This is a genomic window from Deltaproteobacteria bacterium (genome assembly GCA_026388545.1).
Lineage (GTDB): Bacteria > Desulfobacterota > Syntrophia > Syntrophales > UBA2185 > JAPLJS01.
Genome location: JAPLJS010000035.1, coordinates 1 through 3,677, shown reverse-complemented (window position 1 = coordinate 3,677; position 3,677 = coordinate 1). Strand labels below are relative to the sequence as shown.

Genomic DNA, 3,677 nt, shown 5'->3' with positions numbered 1-3,677 from the left:
CCGGAGAGGTCGCTGTCTACCATCGATAAATTCAGCCAGCACGCCAAGCGCTATCTGGTCATTAAAACCCTGATCAGCGCTCTCGTTGGGGTTGTGATCTGGCTCTGGCTCTTAATCCTCGGGGTCGATTATCCGGTGCTCTGGGGAACGCTCTCGTCCAGTTAGGGGTGGGGTCTGCCCTTCTAACAGTTCTTGGCTTTGTGGTCGTGCATATTGTTGTGGGTAATATCATAGAACCGAAACTGATGGGCAAAGGCCTGAGCCTGTCGACGCTGGTTGTCTTCCTTTCATTGGTCTTCTGGGGATGGGTTCTGGGACCGATCGGTATGATCCTCTCGGTGCCCATGACCAGCCTTGTCAAGATCGCGCTGGAAAGTTATGAAGAGACACGAGGGCTCGCCTTCATGCTGGGATCCGGTACCGAAATTGATTGTATGGGCTTGAAACCTCGGAAGAGATAAGGCGCGAAGAAAAGAAGGATCTAGATAAGGCGCGAAGAAAAGAAGGATCTATGAACATCAAACCCCTCGGTGTTCCATTCTTCAAGAGTGAATCAGCAGGTAGCTGAAAAACCCATCTTTGCAGGCTGCTCAAAAATGCTCAGATGCAACGAAGCAGATGGGTATTTTTCAGCAGCCTTTTAGAGATCCCTCAATATGTTGAGGTTCCACCAAATATTGAGGCCAAACGAATCATTTCATACTTTTCTGCTGTTCTCTCCTATTAATCTAACCTCCTGTCATTAAAGGATGAATCCAAACTTCTGATTTTCCTTCGGCTATTGGCAGGCCATTTGCTATTACATTTTTATGATCCTTGTAATCACACGAATGAAGGTCCTTTTTGAGAAGCGCATGGTACAAACGGAACTTTTCTATGTTTATTTTCCTGCCAGAAAGCAATGTCTTATCAAATTTATTATCATGATTTTCGAAGTCATAAATAGGGATATTCCCGATTGTGAATCACGGCACAATTCTGTATTGGTGGCTAACTGTGACTGCAGATTATAGGTAATCATGGGTAGCCCTTGGAGAGCGGAAGGGAAGCATAGTGTAAAATCAGCTTAAAACATTCTACAGGAGATAAATCATGTTAAGAAATTTCTTAAGAAAGTTTTCATTTTTGATGGTGAGTTTATTGCTTGTCAGTTGTGCTTCTCAAAAATCCATAACCCCATTTAACGCCGCAGACGTCAATCAAGAATTGAATTCAGGCCAGCCTACCCAGAAGGTCGATAATCTTATAGCTGAAAAACCGATAGCTGTTCCCCCATCTCAACCTGTTGAAGTTGAAATGGAGGTGAAGCCTGTAAAAGAAACCGGCTCAGCAATAGATCAGACACCAGTTTCTAAAGCGGAACCTGTGCCAGAAAAGGTTTCCATTACCCTGAATGTACAATTTGATACCGGCAAAGCAAACATCAAACCAAAGTATCACAATGACATTAAGAGAATTGCCGACTTTATGAGCAAATATCCCTCAACGTCGGCGGTCATCGAAGGACATACAGACAATGTCGGCAAAGAGGTGGTCAATGTTAAACTATCCTGGCGACGTGCCGATAATATAAAAGCATATCTTGCTGAGAAGTTTGGTATCGACAGCTCACGCATTAAGGTGATTGGCTATGATTACCAAAAACCCATCGCAAGCAACAAAACGGCGGAAGGAAGACAAAAGAACCGTAGAGGCGAAACCCACATTGAAACTAATGTAATCCCGGATAGTTTATACTCTTTTTTTGAAGATTCAGATCTTCCTAAAGGCGGATTTTCTATAGTAAATCAAGAAACAATTGATGCAAAGATTAAATCTTTTAAGGAAAAACAGGGAGTCGCATCCTATTCTTCAAAAATAGTTAAAGGGACTACGCTGGAACTTTATGTAATGTGGGGGGGGATCTTTTCTCACTGCGCCATTCGTATCGAAACAGATCCACATTCATTTTATCAGCTTGAGTTACAAACTTTGCCTGATTTAAAAAAAGCAGGCCTGAAAGATTTTCATAAAATTGGGGCGGCAATAAATTTATTAGGTGTGACCAAAGATCAATTTGATGTTGTGGAATTTACCGACAAAAATGAACGAAAAAAATTGGATAATTCAGAACCCCATTATGCAACAATGCCAATTTGCATTGACAAAAAATCCACTAAGAAAACAACCCAATGGTATAAGGATTGCCTGAGGCGCTATGCTAGAAGTTACAATCCTGAAAATGCACTAAAAGCCGGGAAACCAACAAAAGTATTCGACTATAATCCGCCCAGCCACAATTGCTGTAACTTTGGAGAAGATGCTTTAGAAGCTTGTGGATTAGCACATTGTTTTGATTTGGGAAAAAGCACTGGCCTTAATCGCAAAACTGGCCCGCTGGAAGAATAACTACTGTGCTGATGCTATTATTAAAAGAATCATGATTTAGTTTTCGGATAGGTATGCAACCAGGACTTACGTCGGAGTTTATGACGGAAATTAGTGCTATCGTCATCAATAAGCCTCCGCAGATATCAGATATGGCGTTCAATGGCGTCAATGTAAAGGTTTTGATCAACCATGAATCTCTTTTTGAAATGGTAAAGTGCGTACATATATGTATTTACGTATGATTCAGAAAACCGCTTTTTCATGAATTCATAAAAATCTACAGACGGAGGAGGCGCTCAAAAGTTCTGAAAAGCGATACCGCATTAGACTGTCCACCTCCCCACAACATATCCCTCAATATGTTGAGGTTCCACCAAATATTGAGGCTAAACGAATCATTTCATAGTTTTCTGCTGTTCTCTCCTATTAATCTAACCCCCTGTTATTAAAGAATGAATCAAAACTTTTGATTTTCCTTCGGCTATTGGCAGGCCATTTGCTATTACTATTTTTATGATCCTTGTAATCATACGAATGAATGTCCTTTCTGAGAAGCGCATGGAGTTGTCACAGACGATTGATTCACTCTCCGGTTCCATAAGGATGGAGAAGGGATGCCAGCGCTGCGACTTCTGCCAGAGTATTGAGGGTGAAAATCGACTCTTTCTTCTTGAAGAATGGGATACCCAGGAAAACCTTATGACCCATCTGAAGTCGGAGCATTTTAGGGTGCTACGGGGGGCGATGAACCTTCTCAGAGAGCCCTATGAAATGATGTTCCACACCGTTTTCCACCCGGCGGGGATGGAGGAGATTTAAAAGAATAATCTGATCGTGAAATAGGCGAAGGAGGAATACCATGAAATCAAGTACGAAGGACCAGGCGGAAGGCACGTTTCATCAAATGAAGGGTAAGATCAAGGAGATCGCCGGGGAACTAAGCGATAATCCAGAGTTGGAAGCTGAAGGTACCGGTGAAAAGATAGCCGGCAAAGTTCAGGAAAAGATCGGTCAGGTCAAGAAGGTTTTGGGGAAGTAGTGAGAGCGGCGTATCAACCAGGACTCAGAAAGGCATGAGGTCTTCGGAGTAAAAGAGTTAAAACAACAACAGTAACAACAATAAAAGGAGAACGTACAAATGAAAACAATGTTTAGACTAGTAGTAATGATGGTGGCAGCGGTGGCTCTGCTGGCGCTCAGCGTGCCTGTGCACGCGTCCCAGATGGATGATCGCATCGTATCATCAGCCCAAAAGTCGTATGTGTTCAAGACCTACCTCCAGGGTGATGATATCAAAATCGAGTCCA

The 3,677-nt window shown here is 42.7% G+C and carries 3 protein-coding genes and 1 pseudogene; all 4 read left to right on the top strand.

Annotated elements, in window-relative coordinates:
* The 4 genes and pseudogenes from NTW12_03560 to NTW12_03545 all read left to right on the top strand — a co-directional run bounded on the left by NTW12_03560 (nucleotide 1) and on the right by NTW12_03545 (nucleotide 3,409).
* A pseudogene (locus NTW12_03560) lies at nucleotides 1-461 on the top strand (AI-2E family transporter).
* Between the two features lie 631 nt (nucleotides 462-1,092).
* On the top strand, nucleotides 1,093-2,388 hold the full coding sequence (locus NTW12_03555; GenBank protein ID MCX5845421.1) for an OmpA family protein: 1,296 nt from the start codon (nucleotides 1,093-1,095) through the stop codon (nucleotides 2,386-2,388).
* 495 nt (nucleotides 2,389-2,883) lie between these two features.
* Nucleotides 2,884-3,189, top strand: a complete 306-nt coding sequence (locus tag NTW12_03550) for an antibiotic biosynthesis monooxygenase (GenBank protein ID MCX5845420.1) — start codon at nucleotides 2,884-2,886, stop codon at nucleotides 3,187-3,189.
* Between the two features lie 40 nt (nucleotides 3,190-3,229).
* Nucleotides 3,230-3,409, top strand: coding sequence for a CsbD family protein (locus NTW12_03545; GenBank protein ID MCX5845419.1), 180 nt, complete (start codon nucleotides 3,230-3,232; stop codon nucleotides 3,407-3,409).
* Nucleotides 3,410-3,677: the final 268 nt, after the last annotated feature.

Coding starts and splice junctions, on each gene's coding strand:
- NTW12_03555 (MCX5845421.1), top strand. CDS start 1,093: ATGTTAAGAAATTTCTTAAGAAAGTTTTCATTTTTGATGGTGAGTTTA.
- NTW12_03550 (MCX5845420.1), top strand. CDS start 2,884: ATGATCCTTGTAATCATACGAATGAATGTCCTTTCTGAGAAGCGCATG.
- NTW12_03545 (MCX5845419.1), top strand. CDS start 3,230: ATGAAATCAAGTACGAAGGACCAGGCGGAAGGCACGTTTCATCAAATG.